This is a genomic window from Klebsiella sp. BDA134-6 (assembly GCF_015601345.1).
In the GTDB taxonomy this organism is placed as follows: Bacteria; Pseudomonadota; Gammaproteobacteria; order Enterobacterales; family Enterobacteriaceae; genus Klebsiella; species Klebsiella grimontii.
In genome coordinates, this window is sequence record NZ_CP064784.1 from 4,810,685 (window position 1) to 4,825,594 (window position 14,910).

At 59.8% G+C, this 14,910-nt stretch carries 17 protein-coding genes and 1 riboswitch; of the genes, 2 read left to right on the forward strand and 15 right to left on the reverse strand.

Going from position 1 to position 14,910, the window contains the following annotated elements:
• Window position 1 precedes the first annotated feature (1 nt).
• The 15 genes from cbiM to pduF form a co-directional block, all read right to left on the reverse strand.
• Entirely contained in the window at window positions 2-739 is a 738-nt protein-coding gene (gene cbiM / locus IYV58_RS22190; protein ID WP_112166490.1) for a cobalt ECF transporter S component CbiM, read from the reverse strand.
• Window positions 736-1,449, reverse strand: a complete 714-nt coding sequence (locus IYV58_RS22195) for a cobalt-factor II C(20)-methyltransferase (protein ID WP_087829898.1) — start codon at window positions 1,447-1,449, stop codon at window positions 736-738. Before IYV58_RS22195 ends, cbiM begins: the two co-directional genes overlap by 4 nt.
• On the reverse strand, window positions 1,446-2,240 hold the full coding sequence (gene cbiK / locus IYV58_RS22200) for a sirohydrochlorin cobaltochelatase (protein WP_004124462.1): 795 nt from the start codon (window positions 2,238-2,240) through the stop codon (window positions 1,446-1,448). Before cbiK ends, IYV58_RS22195 begins: the two co-directional genes overlap by 4 nt.
• 10 nt (window positions 2,241-2,250) lie before the next feature.
• A complete protein-coding gene (locus tag IYV58_RS22205) occupies window positions 2,251-3,036 on the reverse strand; it encodes a cobalt-precorrin-6A reductase (protein WP_032741940.1) in 786 nt (261 codons plus the stop codon).
• Window positions 3,033-3,758, reverse strand: a complete 726-nt coding sequence (locus IYV58_RS22210) for a precorrin-3B C(17)-methyltransferase (protein ID WP_004124467.1) — start codon at window positions 3,756-3,758, stop codon at window positions 3,033-3,035. The genes IYV58_RS22205 and IYV58_RS22210 overlap by 4 nt, the downstream gene beginning before the upstream one ends.
• Complete coding sequence (gene cbiG / locus IYV58_RS22215) at window positions 3,758-4,813, reverse strand: cobalt-precorrin 5A hydrolase (protein ID WP_004124469.1); 1,056 nt, start codon at window positions 4,811-4,813, stop codon at window positions 3,758-3,760. The genes IYV58_RS22210 and cbiG overlap by 1 nt, the downstream gene beginning before the upstream one ends.
• A complete protein-coding gene (locus IYV58_RS22220) occupies window positions 4,794-5,567 on the reverse strand; it encodes a cobalt-precorrin-4 methyltransferase (RefSeq protein WP_195729262.1) in 774 nt (257 codons plus the stop codon). Before IYV58_RS22220 ends, cbiG begins: the two co-directional genes overlap by 20 nt.
• Complete coding sequence (locus tag IYV58_RS22225) at window positions 5,560-6,129, reverse strand: decarboxylating cobalt-precorrin-6B (C(15))-methyltransferase (RefSeq protein ID WP_004124476.1); 570 nt, start codon at window positions 6,127-6,129, stop codon at window positions 5,560-5,562. Before IYV58_RS22225 ends, IYV58_RS22220 begins: the two co-directional genes overlap by 8 nt.
• Window positions 6,119-6,724 carry a cobalt-precorrin-7 (C(5))-methyltransferase gene (locus IYV58_RS22230; protein ID WP_004124479.1) on the reverse strand — a complete coding sequence of 202 codons (606 nt, stop codon included), beginning with the start codon at window positions 6,722-6,724 and terminating at the stop codon, window positions 6,119-6,121. The genes IYV58_RS22225 and IYV58_RS22230 overlap by 11 nt, the downstream gene beginning before the upstream one ends.
• Entirely contained in the window at window positions 6,718-7,857 is a 1,140-nt protein-coding gene (cbiD, locus tag IYV58_RS22235) for a cobalt-precorrin-5B (C(1))-methyltransferase CbiD (RefSeq protein ID WP_004124482.1), read from the reverse strand. The genes IYV58_RS22230 and cbiD overlap by 7 nt, the downstream gene beginning before the upstream one ends.
• Window positions 7,854-8,486 carry a cobalt-precorrin-8 methylmutase gene (locus IYV58_RS22240; RefSeq protein ID WP_004124485.1) on the reverse strand — a complete coding sequence of 211 codons (633 nt, stop codon included), beginning with the start codon at window positions 8,484-8,486 and terminating at the stop codon, window positions 7,854-7,856. The genes cbiD and IYV58_RS22240 overlap by 4 nt, the downstream gene beginning before the upstream one ends.
• A 10-nt stretch (window positions 8,487-8,496) precedes the next feature.
• On the reverse strand, window positions 8,497-9,456 hold the full coding sequence (gene cbiB / locus IYV58_RS22245) for an adenosylcobinamide-phosphate synthase CbiB (protein WP_004124488.1): 960 nt from the start codon (window positions 9,454-9,456) through the stop codon (window positions 8,497-8,499).
• Window positions 9,453-10,832: a cobyrinate a,c-diamide synthase gene (locus IYV58_RS22250; RefSeq protein WP_087829902.1), complete on the reverse strand. Its 1,380-nt coding sequence runs from the start codon at window positions 10,830-10,832 to the stop codon at window positions 9,453-9,455. The genes cbiB and IYV58_RS22250 overlap by 4 nt, the downstream gene beginning before the upstream one ends.
• 87 nt (window positions 10,833-10,919) lie before the next feature.
• Window positions 10,920-11,121, reverse strand: a riboswitch (cobalamin riboswitch).
• Between the two features lie 267 nt (window positions 11,122-11,388).
• Window positions 11,389-12,300 carry a transcriptional regulator PocR gene (gene pocR, locus IYV58_RS22255; protein ID WP_049114807.1) on the reverse strand — a complete coding sequence of 304 codons (912 nt, stop codon included), beginning with the start codon at window positions 12,298-12,300 and terminating at the stop codon, window positions 11,389-11,391.
• A gap of 188 nt (window positions 12,301-12,488) precedes the next feature.
• Window positions 12,489-13,289 carry a propanediol diffusion facilitator PduF gene (pduF, locus tag IYV58_RS22260; protein ID WP_004105118.1) on the reverse strand — a complete coding sequence of 267 codons (801 nt, stop codon included), beginning with the start codon at window positions 13,287-13,289 and terminating at the stop codon, window positions 12,489-12,491.
• 524 nt (window positions 13,290-13,813) lie between these two features.
• Between pduF and pduA the strand changes: the two genes are divergently transcribed.
• Both pduA and pduB read left to right on the forward strand, forming a co-directional pair.
• Window positions 13,814-14,098 carry a propanediol utilization microcompartment protein PduA gene (gene pduA / locus IYV58_RS22265; RefSeq protein ID WP_001183618.1) on the forward strand — a complete coding sequence of 95 codons (285 nt, stop codon included), beginning with the start codon at window positions 13,814-13,816 and terminating at the stop codon, window positions 14,096-14,098.
• A complete protein-coding gene (pduB, locus tag IYV58_RS22270) occupies window positions 14,095-14,907 on the forward strand; it encodes a propanediol utilization microcompartment protein PduB (protein ID WP_004124503.1) in 813 nt (270 codons plus the stop codon). Before pduA ends, pduB begins: the two co-directional genes overlap by 4 nt.
• Window positions 14,908-14,910 lie beyond the last annotated feature (3 nt).

Sequence of the window (14,910 nt, forward strand, 5' to 3'; positions counted from 1 at the left end):
GTTAATGCCCCTGTGCGGTAATCAGCTGACGTTTGGTCAACTGGTCGTAGATCATGACGGTTAACAGCCCTTCAGCAATGGCGATCGGGATCTGGGTCAGGCAGAAGATCCCCATAAACTTAACGATCGATCCGGTCGCGCCGGCGGTCGGATCCGGGAAGGCCACGCCGAGCTGGACCGAGGTGACAAAGTAAGTCACCAGATCCGCCAGCATGGCGCAGAGAAATACCCCGACATCGCGACGAATGCCCGCGCGGCAGGCCATTTTCCACACCATATAGCCGACCACCGGCCCGATGACCGCCATCGACATGCCGTTCGCGCCGAGCGTTGTCAGCCCGCCGTGCGCCAGCAGCAGCGCCTGGAACAGCAGCACGATGGCGCCAAGGATCGCCACCACGCCAGGCCCGAAGAGAATCACCGCCAGGCCGACGCCGGTCGGGTGCGAGCAGCTGCCGGTAACGGAAGGAATTTTCAGCGCCGAGAGGACAAAAATAAACGCCCCGCACAGCGCCAGCAGCACCTTCTGGTTGTTATCTTCCTGCACGATGCGGCGCAGGCGCACCAGCCCGTACCACAGGCAGGGTAAAAACAGCAGCCACCACGCCAAGGCCCACATCGGCGGTAAAAACCCCTCCATGATGTGCATCGCGAAAGCCTTTTCGGGCACCACTATCAGCAATAGCGCTGAAGCTAACCCGCTGAAAGACAGCTGTTTTAGCTGTTGTTCAAGTTTCATTCTGCATACTCCCACTGTTTGTTGACCAGAATGGTCGAGAAATAGGGCAGCGGCTGGTCGTCGCTGACTTCAGCCAAATGACGCCAGCACTGCTCGCCCGGCAGCGTGGCTTCGGACATCATCAGGGCGGCATCCAGCAGGCCATTTTTCGCCAGCAGCGCTTTAATGCGGGTAAAGCGTCCGTAGACTTTCATCAGCACCAGGCTTTCATGCTGGCGCAGCGCCTGTTCGATTTCCGTTTCCGGCGCGGTGCAGGAGATCACCGCCAGCGACTGCTGCTCCATGGCCAGCGGCGTTTTTGAACGCGCGGCAATGGCGGCGAAAGAGGTGACGCCGGGTACAATCTCCAGCCACTCCGGGCAGCCGATGCGCTGGAGTAAGAACACCCAGGTGCTGAACAGCATGGCGTCGCCGAGGGTAATAAAGCCGACCTGCTTGCCCGCCGCCACTTCCTCAACTAGCGCGGCGGCGACCTCGTCCCACACCGCTTCTTTTTCCGCACTGTCGGCGCTCATCGGGAAATGGCAGCAGCGCACTTCAGTCTGCTCGCCGATATATTCACGCACGATGGAGAGCGCGAGGCTGTCGCCGCCTTTACGTCCGGCGGGCGCGTAGAGAATGTCCAGCGTGCCCAGCACGCGCGCCGCGCGCACGGTGATCAGATCGGCGGCGCCGGGGCCGGTGCTCAGGGCATACAGTTTGCCGCTCATGCCGCCTCCTCCATCGCCAGGCTCAGCGCCTGCTGCAGGTGAGCGACGAACATCGCGCGCACCGCCGGATTCTCTCCCAGCCCGTTCAGCCACGGCGTCGCCGTGATACCGGCGGCGTTGAACAGCGTTTTCCAGGAATCCTCTTCGTCCGAGGCCATATCGTTAATGGCGTGATCGCCGGCCACCAGCATCAGCGGCATCAGGTGCACGCCCTTCACCCCCTGCCGGCGCAGGCTGTCGATAAGAATATCGACCTCCGGATAGCTTTCGACCGCGCCGACCCGCGCCGGAAATCCCTTCGCCGTCATCATATGGTCCAGGCAGGCGTAGGCGGCGAAAGCGTGATGGCTGGCGCCGTGGCCCATAAAGACCACCGTTTCATCGGCGGCAAGCGGCGGCATCTGCTGGCGCAGCGCCTGCATCAGCTGAACGTAATCGTTATGGCTGCTCAGCAGCGGCGCCCCCAGAGTCAGGCGGAGGAACAGCGGGCGCAGGCTCTGCACTTCGCGGACGATCTTTTCATACTCATCGCCGTTGATAATGTGCAGCGACTGAATCGCCACATCCTGGTAGCCCTGCTCGGCCAGCTTCTGCAACGCCTGCAGCGGCGTATCAATCTCGATACCGTCGCGCTGTTTGAGCTTGCGGATAATCATCCCGGAGGTAAAGGCGCGAAACATGTCGCGGTCCGGGCAGCTGGCCGCCAGCTCGCGCTCGCAGGCGACGATGTTCTTTTCACAGGTGTCGGGATAGCTGGTGCCAAAACTGACCACCAGAAGCGCTTTTTTCATTTCTGACTCCTTAAGCAGCGGCCAGCCAGCGCGCTAAGCGCCGGGCAAAGGCAGCCTGACTTTCCAGTAATTCTTCACCGGTCACCAGCGGCGCCGGGCGCGTAATCACGATGCAGGGGATACCGGCATCCAGACAGGGTTGTACTTTTTCCTGATAGCCGCCCTCGGCGCCGGAGGCCTTAGTGATCACCACATCGGCCCGGCACTGGCGGTAGAAAGCGGCGTTGAACTCGGCGCTGAACGGCCCGCACAGGGCGAAGATCTCGCCAACGCCAAACCCCAGCGCGGCGCACTGCGCGATGACATCGGCTACCGGCAACACACGGGCCAGCAGCGTTTTTTCGCCTAATCCCGTCCGCCAGCGCGCCAGATCTTTGCTTCCGGTGGTGAGCAGCACGCGCGGACCGAAGCGCCGCGCGACCTCGCAGGCCTGTTCAACGCTCTCCACGGTATAGAGCAGCGGATGGGTCAGGCCGCTCAGCTGCTCAGGGCGCTGATAGCGGCTCAGCAGCACGCCGGCGGTTTCGCAGGCCTGGACGATATTGCGGCTCACCGCTTCGGCGTAGGGGTGCGAAGCATCAATCACCCAGCGGGTCCGGTTAGCCTTCAGCCAGGCGATCATCTCCTCCAGCTCAAGACGCCCGCAGCGCACCCGGCCGCGAATATCCCCCGCCAGCTGCTGGCCGGTCGGCGTCGCTACCGACAGGGTGTAGCGAACCTGCGCCGCGTCAAGCTGTTGGCACAGCGCCCGCGCGTCGCTGGTTCCCCCCATCACCAGCACCTCGCCGTGGCTCACAGCACGTAGCCCCGCGGCGTGATCATCAGGCCATCCTGGATATAGGTCGCTTTGTTGCCGACGATCACCAGGCTGGTCATATCGACCGGTTCAAAATCCATCTCCCCCAGGGTGGTCAGCCATTTCTCCTGCTTTTTACGTCCGGCGGACTTCACTACCCCCACCGGGGTCTGCGCGCTTTTGCTGGCCGACAGCAGCTCGAAAGCGCGCGCCAGATGCCCTTCGCGGCCGCGGCTGCGCGGGTTGTAAAAACAGATCACAAAGTCGGCTTCCCCGGCGGCGACAATGCGCTTTTCAATCACCGGCCACGGGGTCAGCAGGTCGCTGAGGCTGATATGGCAGAAGTCGTGCATCAGCGGCGCGCCCAGCAGCGAGGCGGCGGCGATGCTGGCGGTCATCCCCGGGATCAGGCGAACCTCCACATCCAGCTTCTGCTTGCTGACCAGTTCAAGCACCAGTCCGGCCATGCCGTAAATACCGGCGTCGCCGCTGCTGATCAGCGCCACGTTATGCCCGGCCTGCGCCAGCTCAATCGCCGCCTGGCAGCGCTCAATCTCTTTGCACATCCCGGTTTTGATCACCTGCTTATCGCCGGTAAAGGCTTTCACCAGGTGGGTGTATGTTTTATAGCCAACGACGATTTCCGCCGCCTGCAGCGCTTCAATGGCCTCCATGGTCATCATGGACTGCGAGCCAGGGCCGATTCCGATTACGCTTAACATCAGTGTGAAACTCCCAAAGTAATAGTGACGCCCTGTTCGCGCAGGGTTTCGCCCAACAGTTGTCCATGGCTCAGCAGCCAGGCCGCCGGGCCGGATACGCTCCCCACGCCGACGGTGTTTCTGACGAACGATGAAGCGGGAAAGTGATGCTCATGCTCGCGCAGCGCATCAGCGGTAAAGGTTTCAAACGGCACGCGGCAGCAGGAGGCCAGCTGAATCAGCCCCTGTTCGTGTTTCTTCAGCGTGACGCTGCCGATGGCTTTCAGCGCCAGCGGATCGAGGCGCTGCGCCTCAAGCTGGCGCGCCAGCAGCGCCGCTAACAGCGGGAATGGCGTATCGCGACGGCAGCCAATTCCGGCGACTACCCGCTGCGGCACCAGCTTCCAGTGCGGCACGTCGATCGCCGGCAGTTCGTTGCGCAGGGTGACGCAGACCAGCGCGTCCAGCTCGGGAAGCTGGTGCAGATCGGTCACGGTAATAAACCCGCGCCGGTCGCAGCGGCTGACGTCTTCATCCAGCTCGTCGTCCCACCACAGGCCGACGCGTTGATGGCTGACCAGCATCTGGTTGACGGTTTTCACCGCCGCGCGGAAGTCGACCATTCGGGCATTAAGCTGGAACGCCAGGGTATCCAGCGCCGCCATCTCGTTGACGTCGGTGGCGGTGGTGATCACCGGGTCGGCGCCGAGCATCCCGGCCAGATAGCGGCTCAGGGCATTCGCGCCGCCCGCATGGCCGGAAAGCAGGCTAATAACGTGCTGGCCGCGCTCGTCAATCACCACCACCGCCGGGTCGCTAAACTTGTCATTCACCAGCGGGGCCAGCACGCGTACCGCGATCCCGGTGGCGCCGATGAAGATCAGCGCCGAATAGCTGCTGAAGGCCTCGCGCGCGGCGCTGGCAAAACCGTTTTCAAAGGGAAGAAACCCCTCCTCCAGCAGCTTCTCGCTGGTAAAACAGGTTAACGGCAGCATCGCCGCCAGCCGTTTCGCCAGCCGGACGCCGCCTGGGGTCAGGCAGAAAAGCGCAATCGATTCAGGCTTTACGGTATTCATGGCTAAAGTCCGCCGCGTAGAGTTTTGAGTAGTGATACTCAGAGCCCAGGAAATTCCCGACCAGAATGAGCGCCGTTTTGCGGATCCCCGCCTCGCGCACCTTGTCGCCGATATCCGCCAGGGTGCCGCGTACGGTCTGGCTTTCCGGCCAGGTCGCTTTATAGATCACCGCCACCGGCGTGGTTGCCGGGTAACCGCCTTCAATCAGGCGCTCCGCCACCCGATGAATACGCTGCACAGAGAGGTAAATCGCCATCGAGGTCTGGTGGCTGGCAAACGACTCAAGCTGCTCACGCTCCGGCACCGGAGTGCGCCCTTCGAGGCGGGTAATAATCAGGCTCTGGGAGACTTCCGGGACGGTGTATTCGACCCCCAGCTCCGCCGCGGCGCCGAGAAACGCGCTGACGCCCGGCACCACCTGCCAGTCGATGCCGCGTTTAGTCAGCTCTTCGCCCTGCTCGCGTACCGAGCCGTACAGCGACACGTCTCCGGTCTGTAAACGCACCACCGTTTTCCCGGCGTTAACTCCGGCTTCCATCAGGTTAAGAATTTGCTCCAGATGCAGTTCGGCGCTGTCGTGACACTCGGCGCCAGGAGGACAGTACTCCAGCAGCTCGGTGTTAATCAGCGACCCGGCGTAGATCACCACCTGGGCCTGCTGAAGCAAACGGTACCCCTTGAGGGTAATCAGTTCACGATCGCCCGGCCCTGCGCCAACGAACCACACACTACGGGGATCAAATGTCTCAGCCATGGTTTTCTTCCTTCTGACAGGCGATAACAAAAACGGGATTATTCGGTTTGAAATAGTGGCCGCTGCCCAGCGTGGTCAGCGCTGAAACGTTCAGCTGCAGGCAATCAACCTGTTCGATTCCCTTCAGCCGCAGATAGTCGAGAGCGGCATTCAGGTTCTCCTGGAGGATAAAGGTCATCACCAGACGACCGCCGGGGTAGAGCTGCTGCCACGACCAGTCAATAAGCTCGTCGAGGCGGCCGCCGCTGCCGCCCATAAATATGGCGTCGGCCCGCTCGGTCATCACCATCGGCGCTTCGCCGGGCAGGATCTCAATGTTGCCGCAGGCGAAATGCTGGCGGTTTTCGTCCAGCAGCTGCAGGGCCGCGGGATTGCGTTCGATCGCCGTTACCTGCAGCGAGGGGTACTGCAGCGCCGCCTCAATCGACACGCTGCCGGTACCGGCGCCGATATCAATCAGGTGGCTTGCCCGGTGCAGTTCAAGTTTGGCCAGCGCCAGCGCGCGAACCGCCTCTTTGGTCATCGGCACCTTCTCGCCGCGCAGAAAAAGCTCATCTTTCATCGAGGATCACCACCGCGTTCATCTCATATTCACCGTTGACCTCACTGACCGGTAGCCAGCGGATCCGCTCGTTATCCATCGCCAGATTTTCGCCAATCACCATCCAGCGATACCCTTTTCCCCGCGCCGCCAGCTGGGCGGCGATTTCCCGCGGCCCGCAGCGCCCGTCGGTCACCATCGCCACCTTGCGCTGGCGCGCCAGCTCATCAAAACAGACCTCCCGCCCGTGGCTGCTGGTCAGCCAGATATCGTTCATATCGATACCAGCCTTCGCGCAGAGATACTGCACCGCGCTGATGCCGGGGATAATGCGCACGCGCTCGATGCCAAAGTGGGCTATCAGCCGCGTACCGATGCCGTAAAACAGCGGGTCGCCGGAGGCCAGCACCACCACCTTCTGCGCGTCACGCTCGCCGAGCCATTCCAGCAGTTCGGCGATATTGGCCCCCAGCGCAAACCGTTCGCCGTCAAACTCAGGGAACTGCTGCAAATGCCGCTTGCCGCCCACCAGCGCGTCCGCACTGGCGACCGCGTCCCGCGCCGCCGGCGTCATCAGATGCAGGCCCGACGGGCCCATGCCAACGACCGTTAACATGACATCTCCCGCGCAATCTCGGCGATCGGCCGATTGCTGCCGAGGACCTTGTTATCAAAGGAGAACATGATGGCGTCGCAGACGGGCGGCGCTTTGGTAAAGCGCAGCATCTGCGTCACCCGCAGGCAGATGCGTTCGGCAAGATGGTGATAGATATGCTGAAAACCGTACGCGTCGATGTGCTCCATCGCCGCTTCGGTGGTATCGCATTCGCTCACCAGCTGCAGAAGCGCCAGCGGCGCGCCCAGCAGCGCCAGATGCGCGACCAGGGTTTCCATCCGCGCATCGGCGATATGGCTGTGGGTGTGGAAGATCCCGGCGGCGACTTTAATCAGCTTGCCAGGGTGGCCGATCAGCACAATCTGGCGGAACCCGAGGCGCACGGCCTCTTCAATCATGTAGCCGACGAAGTTGCTCATGGTGACCACCACCTGCGCATCAATACCCATCTGCTCGCGGACGAAGCGCTCGCCGTGGTTGCCCGGCACCAGCACCACCCGCTCCAGCCCCGCCGCGCGCTTAATTTCCAGCTCCAGCGATAGCGAACGCTTCCAGCTCTCCTCCGACATCGGCGTCACGATACCGGTGGTGCCGATAATCGAGATGCCGCCCAGGATCCCGAGCCGCGAGTTATAGGTTTTCTGCGCCCGCGCCTCGCCTTCCGGGGCGAAAATCTCGACTTCGGCTCCGCGCGACGGGCCAATCGCTTCGCGCACCGCCGACTCAATAGTGTGGCGCGGGGTACGGTTAATCGCCGGGCTGCCGATGGGCAGGCCGATTCCTTTGCGGGTGACCGTGCCGACGCCTTCGCCGCCGCGCAGGATAATCTCGCCGGAATCGTCGAGCGTCACGCGGGCAAAAATCAGCATCCCGTGGGTGGCGTCAACATCGTCGCCGCCGTCTTTACGAATGGCGGCGATCGCCTGCTGCCCTTCAACGTGCGGCGACTCGACGTTAAGGCACAGGGTGACGCCGGAAGGGGTGACAATGGAGACCTGATGAATCAGATGCTGGCGCATCACCATCAGCGCCGCGACCTTGGCTGCCGCCGTCGCGCAGGATCCGGTGGTATAGCCTTTGCGCAGCGCCTTGCCGTTGTGCCACACCGGGGCGTCAAAGGATTGCTCGCTCATCGCGCCCCCTGCAGGTGGTACAAAATGGCGTTGACGATGGCGGCGGCGACGTTGCTGCCGCCTTTACGACCCAGCGCGGCGATGCCCGGCAGGCCGCTCTGCGTCAGGGCCTCTTTCGACTCCGCCGCGCCGACGAAACCGACCGGCACGCCGATCACGCCGTTGACCGCGACGTCATGCTCCAGCAGACGAAACAGTGCGGTGGGCGCATTGCCAAAAACAAACACCTTCTCGCCCTCTTCGGCGACCGCGATATCGACCGCCGCCATCGAGCGGGTCATCCCCTGCGCTTTGGCCTCCGCCACCACCCGCGGATCGCTGATATAGCAGCGGCACTCGCCGCCGAATTTCGCCAGCAGAGTTTTATTGATCCCGGAAAGGGCCATGGTGGTATCGGTATAAAGCGTGCAGGGATGGCTCAGGGCGGCGCTTAAGCGCGGAAGCACGTCGGGCGAAAACCACAGGATATCCAGCCAGTCAAAATCGGCGGTGGTGTGGATCACCCGCTTGATAATGGCTTCGTGCAGCGGGCTGGCAAAGCGGTAGTCCGGGCGGGTCTGCGCAATAATGTCGCCAATAATGTCGAAGCTTTTCGCCTCAATCGCCTGCGGTTGCTGGATATAGTGCATTCATTTGTCCTCAGGCTGCGCCGACCAGCCAGTACCGGACCGCCATAAACAGCGCCAGCGCCAGGGTCGAAGACACCCACATCAGTCGAATCGTTCGGGAAATATCATCTACGGAAATATCGCGCGTCGCGTCGCCGATCCACGGCTTCTCCACGCGCTGGCCAAAGTAATCGTTAGGGCCGCCAAGCCGGATGCCGAGCGCCCCGGCGACCGCCGCTTCCGACCAGCCGCAGTTCGGGCTGCTGTGGTTGTAGCGGTCGCGCCAGCCGATACGCAACGCGCGGCCGCCCGCTTCACCGCAGAGGAGAGCGGCGAGGCTGATAAGCAGCCAGCTCAGGCGGGCGGGGATAAAGTTGGCGACATCATCGAGGCGGGCGCTGACCATGCCGATGGCACGATATTTTTCGTGCTTATAGCCAACCATCGAGTCCAGGGTGTTGACCGCTTTATAGGCCATCGCCAGCGGCGCGCCGCCCAGCAGCAAAAAGAAGAGCGGCGCGATAATGCCGTCGACGGTGTTCTCCGCGACGGTTTCCACCACCGCGCGATTAATCTGCTGCGGCGCAAGCTGCGACGTATCTCGCCCGACGATCCACGACAGTTTGATACGGCTCTCCACCTGATCGCCCGCGCGCAGCGGACGCTCGACATCCCGCGCCGACTGCGCCAGACAGCGTCCGGCCAGCACGGTGAAAATCATCCATACTTCAACGAGCCACCCAAGCCACGGATGGATCGCCTGCGCCAGGGTCAGCACGCCCCAGGAGACGCCCCACGTCAGCCCGACCACCACCAGCCACATCATCGCGCCGCCGAGGCGCAGGGCCGCATCGCTGTGACAGCAGCGACGCACGCCGCGCTGAACGACGGCGATCAGGTTGCCAATCCAGCGCACCGGGTGCGGCCAGCTCTGCGGATCGCCGATGAAAAAATCAAGGAGCCAGGCAACGCCCCAGGCCAGCAGCGTCATAGCGCGCTCCTTGCCGCAGCCAGCCAGTGGTTAAGCATCATGGGACGCTGCGCAAAGTGCAGGTGCAGATAACTGGCGAACGTGTTGCCCACCTGCCAGCCGCCCGACCACTGCTGGAGGGTGATGCCGTCGCGGACTTTGCGGCAGGCCAGGACCGCAGGGGACTCGGGGGTAAAATCCGAGTAGTGAAACTCGTGCCCGCGCAGGATTTCGCCGGGCGCCGCCAGCAGCGTTTGCCGCATCGCCCGCGCCTCACAGTAGCCAAAGCGGGTGAGCCGTTTGCCCATCTTGCTGTGACCGGGAATAAGGTTGGCCATCGGATAGATGTCGCCGCTGGCGTCTTCAAGAGTGCTGCCGAGATACATCAGGCCGCCGCATTCGGCGTAAATCGCCACCCCGCGCCGGTGCGCCTCCTGCAGCTGCGCCAGCATCCGCGTGTTCGCCGCCAGCGCGGCGGCATGAATTTCCGGATAGCCGCCGCCGAGCCAAATCATCTGGCACGGTGGAAGCTCGCTATCGCGCAGCGGGCTGAAGCGCACGATATTCACCCCGCAACGTTCGAGCAGCGTGAGGTTATCCGGGTAGTAAAAGTTGAAGGCTTCGTCGTCGGCCAGCGCCAGCGTCAGGCCCGCGCCGGCGTCGGGCGACGGCAGCGGGGACCACTCCCCGGCGGGTAGGGTAATGAGTTGGCTAAGGGCAAGGAGCCGTTCAATATCCAGCGTTTGCGCCAGCGTGTGGGCAAAATCGCGCCACGGCTGCTGGTTAACCAGCGACTCGCGGGCGGTAACCAGTCCCAGATGGCGTTCCGGTAACGCCACCCCTTCCACCCGCGGCACGTAGCCGAGCACCGGCAGCCCGCAGTAGCGTTCAATGGCGCCTTTGAGAAGTTGATAATGGGTGTCGCTGTTGACGCGATTGACGATAACGCCGGCGATATTCAGGCTGGGGTCGAAGTGCTGAAATCCCATCACCGTGGCGGCGATGGAGGTGGAAACCGCTTTACCGTCTACCAGTAAAATGACCGGACAGCCGAGCTGTTTGGCCATCGCGGCGGTACTGCAGTAGCCGGGGTCGGCGCCGAAACCGTCATACAGCCCCATGACGCCTTCAATGACCGCGATATCCGCCCGCTGCATCCGTTCGCAAAACAGCGCGTTAAGCACTGGCTCCGGGAGCATAAAGCCATCGAGGTTGCGGGAAGCGACGCCGCTGACGGCGGTGTGCCAGCCGGTGTCGAGGTAGTCCGGGCCGACTTTGTACGGCTGCACCCGCATGCCGCGCTGCTTCAACAGGCTGAGCAGACCAAGCGTAACGGTGGTTTTACCACAACCGCTGCCGGTACCTGCGAGAATAAATGCGTGCTGCCTGGCTGCCATACCCCGATCCTGTGCCGGGTGGTAGGGCTGCGTGCATTCCCAGTCTTTCGACTGTACGCATCTGAGCAACCCACTTCCCACCGAAGTTGTTGATTATTACCGGCAGGCAGGTCTTCTGGCTTAGCGTCGTCCTCCCCCATCCTTCCCAATCCGGTAAGCAGATCAGTGGCTAAATATGGGTTCGTCAGCATCACAGCAGCGGGGGCTGCGGGGGATTCACACCCCCTTCCCTGGCGCCTGTCGGTTTAGTCCGTCGTGATTCGAGCGGGACTGCCCGGCTCGAATGCTTTCAGGAACATCTTACGGAAGCTGGATGGCTCCCGTCGTGTTTAATCTTTAATTGCAAAGGCTGCTTCATTACGCCGATAGCGCTCTGAAAAGCATTTCAGTTGTCACTCTATCCCATCAAATAAATAAAAACTGGTGCAGCTTATCGTTCTCTCATTATTATTTTGTTGCGCTATGACAATTTATTGCTCTGAATGAGATATTTTCATTTTATAATGAGCCAGATACGAGGGCATATCAAAAATCGGCAATAACAAAATATTGTCATTTAAATTGACTCAGTTTGTGATCTGGCGTTAATTTGCTGGCGATAGGCCTGCGGAGTGACCTGATAAGCCTGGCGAAAAACTTTGCAAAAATAGCTGGTTTGCGAAAATCCTAAATTCCGCGCAATGCTGGCGATGCTCCAGTCGCTGTGGCAAAGCAGCTCTTTGGCGCTCACCATCCGCTGATGGTTAACCCACGCGTTAAAACCGATTCCCTGATATTTTTTGAACAGCTTACTGAAATAGTAGGGACTGAGATAAACGTGGGCGGCGACGTCTTCCAGGCGAAGCTCGTCGGATAAATGGGCGTCAATGTAGCGCAGCGCCTTCTTCATTTTACTGTCGTGGGGGCTGACCGCCCGGCTGGCGCGCGCGGGTTCAGGCGGCTGGGGATTGTCTTTAATCACCACAAAATTAAGCTGCTTTTTCAGGCAATTCTCGACGATCAGCTTCAGTAAATCCGCGGAGGCAATCACTCTGGAGTAGTCCATCTCCGGCACGTCGCGGAACGCTTTAAGCAGCTCGGGGTCAGCCTGCCAGCGGTCGTCAACGTTGAGGATATCCACCAGTTCAACGTCGTTGCTTAAGCGCACCTGGCCACAAAGCACGAAGCCCACAAGGTGCCCGGCGATAACCAGCGGAATGGAAAAATCGGTTAACCCGGCGTGGCAGCGGTAGATACAGAGCGCATCGGTTTTCGAGGCCTCGAGTCCGCCGCAGCGGTCGCTCATTCGGCAGCGGGTGCTGTGCTGGGGATGCTGGCGCATCAGCTGGCAGAAAGGAGTGAAATTAAACAGTTCGGATATTTCATCACCGTGAATATTGACAACCACAACCGCCAGACTGGTGGCCTGCGCAAAATCCTGTGCGATTTTATTAATGAGTTCTGAGTTCAGTGTGCTCGCAGAAATCATGATAAAACCTCTCAGTTAATTTTTTGTTATAAATAAAACATTTTTTTAATATTCACTGCCTTTCATCATCATTTACCGCCAACGATAAAAGAATATTACGATAGCAAAAGTCTCCCATCCGTGGGAGACGTTTTTGGCCAGTTCGTGATACCGGTTCATGAAATTTTTTAGCTATTTCAGCCGATACATTAATCCTCTAATTTACAGGTATTACACGGTAAGTTATTCCCTATCAGATAACGATAGATCGCCGCGCCGAGGCAGGCGCCGATCAGCGGCGCAATAATCGGTACAATAAAATACGGAATATCCCTTCCGCCGGTCATCGCGATATCGCCCCAGCCCGCCATCCACGTAAACAGCTTCGGTCCAAAATCACGTGCCGGATTCATCGCGAAGCCGGTCAGCGGCCCGGTTGAGGCGCCAATGACCGCCACCAGCAGACCGATCAACAGCGGGGCCAGCGGCCCTTTCGGCACGCCGTTGCCATCGTCGGTCAGCGCCATGATCATCCCCATCAGCATGGAGGTGATTACCACTTCGACCAGCGCCGCGTGCCAGATGCTCAGCGACGCCGCCGGGTAGGTGCTGAAAATACTCGCCAACTGCAGGCTCTCCACACTGCCGCGAGCAATATGGTGGGCGGATTCAAACTCGGTAAACATAGTGCTGTACAACACATAGGCCAGCACCGCGCCGCCAAAGGCGCCCGCGACCTGTGAAACGATATAGGGGAACACTTTTCGTCCGGGAAAGCAGGCAAATAGCCATAAAGCCACGGTCACCGCCGGGTTGAGATGGCCGCCGGATATTCCCGACGTCAGATAGACGGCAAGCGAGATCCCCAGCCCCCAGATAATGCATATCTCCCATAGCCCGAGGCTCGCGCCCGCCACTTTCAACGCGCTCAGGCAGCCGATGCCGAAAAACAAAAACAGCCCGGTGCCCAGAAACTCGGCGGTACATTGCGCTTTTAACGAATCATTCATGGTGACACCTTCTTAGCAGAGTTCGTGTCCTGACCAGCCAACCTCCTGCTGGCAGTAGAGTACAACGAGCATCACTATATGAACTCCGCTCCACAAATTGTTGGCAACCTGCCGACGGCGGCTCCGGAAAATTCGGGCATCAATAACAAATTATTGTCATGGAATAAGCCGGAAGAGCTACGCTGACGCGTGGATTCTGTAATTAACCTGTCCCTTTGGCATGCAAAAATATTGCTAAAACCAACTCCTCTTTTTCCAACAAACATCACAAATCAGTTTTTCTCGCATAGCAGATAAAATTAAATTCGTCATGAATAAATTTGTAAATATGGAATATACAAAACAAGATAATCACATAAGACAAAATAAAAATATATAATAAAATCATTGCATTAAATTTATAAATGACAATTTTATATTATTAAACACCCACTATTTTTTCACCATCAAATTCAAGTCAGCCATTCTTTTTCCTCGCATCTTCTTATAGTCCCAACTATCGGAACACTCCATGCGAGGTCTTTATGCAACAAGAAGCACTAGGAATGGTAGAAACCAAAGGCTTAACCGCAGCCATAGAGGCCGCTGATGCAATGGTGAAGTCAGCCAATGTGATGTTAGTGGGCTATGAAAAGATTGGCTCCGGGCTGGTCACCGTCATCGTGCGCGGCGACGTTGGCGCGGTGAAAGCGGCCACCGATGCCGGTGCCGCCGCCGCACGTAACGTGGGAGAAGTGAAAGCCGTACACGTCATCCCACGCCCTCACACCGATGTAGAAAAAATCTTACCGAAGGGAATTAGCCAATGAGCAGCAATGAGCTGGTTGAACAGATCATGGCTCAGGTGATTGCCCGTGTGGCAACGCCGGAACAGCAGGCCATCCCTACTGAAAACCATCCAATACGAGAGACGGCTATGGCAGAAAAAAGCTGCAGTTTAACGGAATTTGTCGGGACCGCCATTGGCGACACCCTGGGCCTGGTGATCGCCAACGTCGATACCGCCCTGCTGGACGCGATGAAGCTTGAAAAACGCTATCGCTCCATCGGCATTCTCGGCGCCCGCACCGGCGCAGGCCCGCACATTATGGCGGCGGACGAAGCGGTGAAAGCAACCAACACCGAAGTGGTCAGCATTGAGCTTCCGCGCGATACCAAAGGCGGCGCGGGCCACGGTTCGCTGATTATTTTAGGCGGCAACGACGTTTCCGACGTTAAGCGCGGTATCGAAGTCGCCCTGAAAGAGCTCGACCGCACCTTCGGCGATGTTTACGGCAACGAAGCCGGACATATCGAGCTGCAGTACACCGCTCGCGCCAGCTACGCCCTGGAAAAAGCGTTCGGCGCGCCGATTGGCCGCGCCTGCGGCATCATCGTCGGCGCGCCGGCTTCGGTTGGCGTACTGATGGCCGATACCGCGCTGAAGTCAGCCAACGTTGAAGTCGTGGCCTATAGCTCCCCGGCGCACGGCACCAGCTTCAGTAACGAAGCCATTCTGGTGATTTCCGGCGACTCCGGCGCGGTCCGCCAGGCGGTCATCTCGGCGCGCGAAATCGGCAAAACCGTCCTTGCGACCCTCGGTTCTGAACCGAAAAACGATCGCCCGTCCTACATCTGATAC